The organism is Streptomyces xiaopingdaonensis, assembly GCF_000262345.1.
GTDB lineage: Bacteria > Actinomycetota > Actinomycetes > Streptomycetales > Streptomycetaceae > Streptomyces > Streptomyces xiaopingdaonensis.
This window is the reverse complement of sequence record NZ_AJTQ01000173.1, coordinates 1-5,783: the sequence shown is the minus strand read 5'-3', so window position 1 is coordinate 5,783 and position 5,783 is coordinate 1. Positions and strand designations below refer to the sequence as shown.

The window sequence follows — 5,783 nt, the reverse complement described above, 5'->3', positions numbered from 1 at the left end:
TCGGTCTCGGTGATGCGGGCGTCGAGGTCCTCGATGAGGGCGTCGAGGTCGGTTGCTTCGATCGTTGCGGGCATGGATGTCCCTTTCTCTGCGGTTCTTCTCGGCTCCTCGCCCGGCGGTCGCCCGGCGGGAGGTTCAGGGTGCACCGGGGCCTCTCCGGCCCCGGGCCGGGTGGCGCCGAGGAGCACCGGGTCGGCGGGCGGTCCTCGCCGACCCGGCTCTCCTCGGGGACGCCGTTCCGGTACGGCGCCGAGCACGCCGCCGGCTGGACGGAACGGTGTCCTGAGGGGTCAGCAGACGACGACGGTGCAGATCAGTACCGTGCAGGCGCCGCTGCACTCGTACGTGTCCGCGCTGCCCTCGGGCAGGTCGGTCTCGGTGATGCGGGCGTCCAGCTCCTCGACGAGAGCGTCGAGTTCGGCCGTCCCGAGCGTCGGGGGCATGGTGGGTCCTCTCTCGCGGAGTGCCTCGGGCACGGTCGTTCGGGAACGTCGCGGGCCGTTTCTCGGGCCGGGCCCGGTCGGTCGTCCGCCGGACGCCGGCGCGTCGGTCGTGTGCGCATACGGGGCTCCTCATCCGACCTGCCGGTGCGTGCAGTCGGCTGCGGGGAGGCGGGCGGCGGCGCGCGCGGCGAGCTCCGCCGGCGGGGTGCGATGCGGCAGACGGAGCAGCACGCCGGCGGCGACGGCGGCTCCGTCGTGCAGCGCGTCGCGGAGCAGGTGGGCGCCGGGCGCCGGCAGCGCCTCCTCGAAGAGCAGCTCTTCGGGCCCCTCTTGGCCGCAGACGCGCTCCAGCAGATGCAGCGAGGGCAGCGCCGCCAGGTCGATCGGCAGCGGCTTGCCGCCGGGCGAGGTGCGCACGTAGCCGAACCGCGGGAGGCCGGCGCCCGCGCGGAGCTTCGCCAGCGCGGTCACCTTGGCCGCGTCGCCGTCCGACGGCCGCCACGGCAGCGTCCCCGGCAGGCGCCACTGTGCCGGGCTGACGACGAGTTCGCCCTCGACGGTGAGCCGCGGCACCCGGCGCGCTCCGGGGAACGCCCCCAGCAGGCCGTCGAGTTGGACGAGTCGTGCACCTTCCGGGTGTCCCGCCGAGGTGAGCAGGCGCAGAACCGTGTCCCAGGGCGGCAGCGGCGTACGCGTCGCGTGGTGCATCGGCAGCAGGCGCCGCCCGCGGGACTCGGCGACGAGGCGGTCGCCTGACCTGCGCAGCGTGATGTCGTCGAGCGCGAGGCGGGGGAGGGGCGGAGAGTGCGGGGAGTCGGCCGTACAGCCGTAGTGCGGGGCCGAGTTGGGGTCGCCTGTGCAGCACGCGGCGGCAGCGGGGCGGCGCACCGCGTTGGCCGCGTGCTCGGCGAGCGGCGGGACGAGCAACTCCACGAAGCGTGCGCCCGTCTCGCGCTCGACGGCGGCGAGGAACTCCCGGTACGCGTCGGCGTTGGAGTAGCCGCCGTGGAAGGTCCGCAGGGCGCCGGCGAACCTGGCGTCGAGCATGCCGGCGGGGGACGCCGTCTCCAGGACGGCGGCCGGTCCCGGGGCCGGGAGCGGCCGCAGCAGGCAGTCCAACGGCCAGGCGGGCAGGGCCCGTTCGGCGTCCGGGGCGCCGAGGGCGTCGAGGAGGCGGGAGTCGAGGTCGACGTGGGGTTCGTCGAGCCGGGACGCCAGGTGGGCGAGGAGCGCGGCGTAGCCGGAGTCGGACTCCTCCGGCGGGCGCCAGCCGCGGTAGCGGGGCAGTCTCTGCGGCTCGGGGCGGTGTTGCTTGTCGGCCTCGGCGAGCAGCCGCTCGGTGACGATGTCGCCCAGGCGGCGCGGTGCGGTGCCCAACTCGGCTGCCTCGGGCGGGAGAAGAACCCGCCGCGCGCTGCCGTCGGCGTCCCGCAGCGCCGCCAGCCGGGACGCCGTGCGCAGGCCGCGCCAGACCCGGTCGGCCGCTGCCGAGGGGAGGGAGCCGTCGAGCCGCCGGTGCGAGTCGAGGAACCACGCGCCCGGGGCGCCCTCGGCGAGCTGCGGAGCCCGCGTCCAGGTGCGGGCCTCCGCCGCCTGTGTCCAGGGCAGCCGCCTCGCCGCGGGCGGAGCGCAGACCTGGAGGACGCCGAGGCGGCGCAGGTGGTCGAGGAGCCCACGGGCGACCGCGGTGCGCTCGCCTTCCGCGCCGCCCGTGAGTGCGCCGACCAACTCGGCGAGCTGCTTGGGCCCTTCGGCGAGTACGGCCCTGACCATCTCGACGGCGCCGGTGCGGCGGACGGCGACGTGCCGCAACCTCGTGCGGTCCTCCGCGTCGACGACCCCGCAGTGGAGGAGCGGCGCCTCGCCGCGCTCCGCGGGCGGAGCCGTGTGCAGGGCGGCCATGGCGAGCAGCGTCGCACCCGGTGCGTGGCGCAGGTCGGTGGCGGAAGCGTCGGTCGCCGCGAGGTGGAGGTTGTGCACCGCCTCGGCCGCGACGGCGCCCAGACGTACGCCGGGCGGCAGGAGCGACGGTGCCGCCCCGGACTCCGCTTCCTCGGCGACGGGCGCCGCCGCGAGCTGCCCCGCCCAACCGCGGGGCGTGGTCTTCGCAGCGGCACGGGCCACGGCCCGCCAGACGTAGCCGCTCGCCTTGCGCAGCTTCTTGCCGCGCCAGTCCTCGCCGGCGGCCGAGCGCCGCTCCAACTCCGGTACGACGTAGGGCGAGGCGCCGTCGACCAGCTCACGCAGCGCCGGGTACGTGCGCACGAGCTCCAGGCCGAGGAGCCCGACACGCTCGCGCTCCGCCGCCACCCGGGACTCCCACTCCGCAGCCGCACGCACGAGCCGCGCGTGCTCACGCTCCAACGCACCGAGAGCGCAGGCGAGTTCGGGGTGCGTGCGGTCCAGCAGGCGGGCGGTGCGCGGGTCTCCGGGCGGCGAGCCCGCGTGCAGCCGGCGGCGGAGGGCGAGGACGGCGCGTCGCTCCTCGGTGCCGAGGCGGTCGTCGGGCACGGCCTGCTCGCCGAGCAGTTCGCCCAGTTCGGCCGCGCGTGCGCCGAGCGCGGTACGCAGCTTCGCGAGGGAGGCTGCCGCGTCGAAGAGGTCCGGGTTGCCTCCCGAGCACCAGGCCGAGACGGGGAGGCCGGCCGCCCTGACCAGTGCGGTGGCTCCGAGCCGCGCAGCGGGCTGCCCCGCGGTGTCCTCAGGCGTGGCGAGCTTCCGTGCTTCGGCAGCGGTGGGCGCCGGGCCGGGACGTCGCGCGTCCTCCCGCAGGGCTGCCTCGGCGTTCACCGGAGCCCCCCGGAGCCCGCCGTGCCCTCTCGGGGGACGCCGCTCGGCGCGTCCCAGGCGAGTGCCTCGGTGAGGAGCCGCTGCGTCGAGAGGGCGAGTCTGCCCCGGTTCCAGAGGAAGATCGTGTGGAACGCGGCGGCCAGACGCGGCCCGACGGTGGCGGAACCTGCCTCGAAGTATCCCTTCCGCCACTCCTCGCCCGCCTCGTGCGCGGCGTCCAACTGCGCCTCCAGCGCGGTGCGTTCCTCCCCGGGGAGTTCCGCGAGCGCCTGTCGGCGCGGGAGGCGCCAGTAGGCGGTGATGCCCGCGAGTGCGCGGCCGTGCCGCTCCTGATCGGCCTCGGGGACGGACGCAGCGGTGCGCCCCGTCTCGTGCTGGATCGCCTCCCACACGCCGCGGTGCTCCCAGCCGACGATCCCCAGGCCGTCGAACGCCTCCCGCAGCAGGAGCAGCGAGAGCCGCCAGGTGCTGAGCGCGGGCGGCCCGGGACATCGGCCGTGGTGGTCGAGCCAGGCGAGCGAGTCGGCGGTGAAGAGGCGGTGGACGTACGGCATCGACTGCGGGCCGCCGAAGAGGTACGCCTCGGGCTCGTACCGCACCGAGACGGGTTGGAGGGCCAACGGGCCCTCGGGGAGCCGCTCTTCGACCTCCTTGCGGAGGACGGCGGCGGAGCACTCACCGGCTTCGAAGCGGACGCGCAGGCCGGGCTCCTTGTGCATGAAGTAGAACGAGCGCGCCCTGCCGTCGGCGAGGAGCGCATGCGCCGAGGCGGCGAGGGCCGCGTAGAGCTCGGGGAGGCGCCCGGGGGCCGGACTGAGGTTGAGCTGGACCCAGCGGGCCCCGTACTGCTCGTTGCGGAGGGCGGCGAGGCCGGCCGAGAGGAAGGCGCGCCGCGCCTCGCCGTACCCCGGCTCCGCGGGGGAGACGGGCACCGTGCCCAGCCGGAGCGTACGCGAGTCCCGTACGCAGTCTGCGAGCAGCCGCTCCACGCTCAGCACCGCAACGACCCCCATCCCGAAGAGCCGTCCCGCCGCGGCGGCCGCTCTCGTATCGCCTGCTGAAGTCCAAGTCCCTTGCTGGGTAGAGGAGTTCCCAGAGGTGGCGGAGGTGAAAGGCGAGTCGCGACTTGTCATACGATGAACGGGAGTGCGCCGCGGTGCCTGGTCCGCGCCGTCGCGCCTCCGCGTACGAGCCGCGGTCGTCGGGAGGCGGGCGCGCTCACCCTCTCGTGACCGCTCGGTGCACAGGCACCGCTCCCTCCCCACACGTCACCTCCTCCTGCTCGGCCCGCCGGTCGTGCACCGCTGCGGGGGCGCGTGGTGCGGGGCGTCAGCCGGGAGAAGCGCGCCCTCGCCGCACCCCGGGGGCGCCGGCGCGCGGGGACGGGAGGCGGCAGGTACTCCCTTTGCGGGACATCCGGGGTGCTGCTCTAGTGGAGGCGAGAGAGTGCCCGGAAGGGGACGTGGCATGACCGATTTCCGCACCGACGTCGACACGGTCCGGGACCGGGCAGGCCGGAACACGAGGAGCGGCCTCTCCACCGCCTCCTACGGCACCGACGCCGACCGCGTCGGCGGGCTCCCCGACACGGCGCCCGCCGCGGAGGCCGTCTGCGTCCTGCGGTTCCGGCAGCGCTGCTGCACGGCGAAGGGGCTCGACTCGGAGCCCGTCGCGAGCGAGTTCCCGGCGCACTCCAACGAGAAGCAGAGGCACGCGGACCGGGCCTCCGGCCGCATCGTGCAGCTCGGCGGAAGCCCGCTGCTCGGCCCCCCGCAGCTCACGGGCAGGGCGCACGCCGAGTACCGGAAGGCGGACGACGAGCAGACGCTCAGGGAGAACCCCGCCGCCGAGTGCGTGGCCATCGCCTCTCGCGCCGAGAGGATCAACCGGATCGGCGCCGACCAGACGTCCCGCGAGGTGCTCGAACCGATCCTCGCCAAGAAGGAGGAGGAGCACGCGGACGAGATGCTCACCTTCCTCGAACCCCAGGGCTCACACCGCCCGGCCGCGCCGCGCAGGAGTGCCGCATGACGACGTCCCCCTTCGGGGGTTCCGGCGCCGCCGACCCCTTCTCCGACCTGCTGAACCGCTTCTTCGGCACCTCGCCGCTCACCTCTCCTCCCGCCGGGCGGCGCGTACCGATCGGGCGCCTCCTCACCGACTCGGCCCGGGAGTTGCTCGCCCGGGCGTCCGGCCGGGCACAGCAGGACGGCAGCGCCGACCTCGACACCGAGCATGTGCTCTGGGCGTGCACCCAGGTCGAGCCGGTGCGGGGACTCCTCGCGCAGGCGGGCGCCGACCCCGACGCGCTCGCCCGCACCGTCGCGGAAGCGCTGCCGGGCGAGAGCGGCACGCCCTCGGCCGAGCCCGGCCTCACCCCGGCTGCGAAGCGCGTCCTCATCGCGGCGCACGCGCGCTCGCGGGCCGCCGGCGTCTCCGGCACCGGTCCCGAACACGTCCTCGCCGCCCTCCTCGACGGCCGCGACTCCGGCGCCAGGCGCCTCCTCGACCGCCACGGCACCGCCGCCGACCGCCTCCGCAGCGAGGCGG

General features: G+C 75.8%; 5 protein-coding genes. 2 read left to right on the top strand and 3 right to left on the bottom strand.

Annotated elements, in window-relative coordinates; genetic code table 11:
• Positions 1 to 290: 290 nt before the first annotated feature.
• From UWG_RS33385 to UWG_RS0114195, 3 genes are all read right to left on the bottom strand, one after another.
• A complete protein-coding gene (locus UWG_RS33385) occupies positions 291 to 443 on the bottom strand; it encodes a hypothetical protein (protein ID WP_016907886.1) in 153 nt (50 codons plus the stop codon).
• A 129-nt stretch (positions 444 to 572) separates the two neighbouring features.
• Entirely contained in the window at positions 573 to 3,233 is a 2,661-nt protein-coding gene (locus UWG_RS0114200; RefSeq protein ID WP_016907885.1) for a lantibiotic dehydratase family protein, read from the bottom strand.
• Positions 3,230 to 4,246: a thiopeptide-type bacteriocin biosynthesis protein gene (locus UWG_RS0114195; RefSeq protein WP_016907884.1), complete on the bottom strand. Its 1,017-nt coding sequence runs from the start codon at positions 4,244 to 4,246 to the stop codon at positions 3,230 to 3,232. Before UWG_RS0114195 ends, UWG_RS0114200 begins: the two co-directional genes overlap by 4 nt.
• Before the next feature lie 454 nt (positions 4,247 to 4,700).
• Here UWG_RS0114195 and UWG_RS0114190 point away from each other — a divergent pair, with 454 nt between their 5' ends.
• Both UWG_RS0114190 and UWG_RS30070 read left to right on the top strand, forming a co-directional pair.
• Positions 4,701 to 5,264, top strand: coding sequence for a ferritin-like domain-containing protein (locus tag UWG_RS0114190; protein ID WP_016907883.1), 564 nt, complete (start codon positions 4,701 to 4,703; stop codon positions 5,262 to 5,264).
• On the top strand, positions 5,261 to 5,783 hold a 523-nt coding region (locus UWG_RS30070), incomplete at its 3' end, for a Clp protease N-terminal domain-containing protein (protein WP_033196141.1). The genes UWG_RS0114190 and UWG_RS30070, both read left to right, overlap by 4 nt.